Annotated in this window: 1 protein-coding gene; it reads left to right on the forward strand. The window is 47.4% G+C overall.

Annotated elements, in window-relative coordinates; all coding sequences use genetic code 11:
- Positions 1–603, forward strand: a 603-nt coding sequence (locus tag R7040_RS27630; RefSeq protein ID WP_318097769.1) for a TonB-dependent receptor domain-containing protein, incomplete at its 5' end; no start/stop codon positions are given.
- Between the last annotated feature and the right edge of the window lie 21 nt (positions 604–624).

Below are 624 nucleotides of genomic sequence, written 5' to 3' on the forward strand. Positions count from 1 at the left end.
TTTGAAATCGGTAACAAATTCGATAATGGCCGAGCGCAACGTTACGTTTCTGCGTTTTACAACAAGTTCCAAAACTTCATTGATGTTGTTACCACGGGTCAAGATAACTGCGGCAACTACGTCAAGCAATACCAAAACTTACACGGCGTTGAAACCTATGGCGCGGAGCTTTCTGCTGCGTATGCTTTTACATCGTCTTGGAAGCTAAGTACCAAGCTTGGTTATGTGGATGGAAAGGACGCTGAGGGCGAATACGTTCGTAGCATCCCGCCTTTTGAGGGCAATGTTGGGCTGAACTACCAGCAACAAGACTTTAATGCGTTCGCGACGTGGAATTGGGCTGGTTCGATGGATCGTGTGCCGAGTTGCCAAACGTCGCTCGGACAAAAGACAGAATGCGCACAAACAGAGGCATGGAACACGCTCGATCTGGGGGCTAGTTACCAAATCACCAAAGATTTTCGTTTGAGTGCGACCATCATCAACCTGTTCGACAAAGAATACATTCGTTACCAAGACGTTGCTGGCCTAGCTGATGAGAGCAAACGCTACTCAACGGAACCAGGTCGTTACTTTACGGTTAACGCGAAGTACATCTTTTAGTAGGAGCTCAGCATGAAACTC

This window comes from Vibrio sp. 1069, from assembly GCF_033340555.1.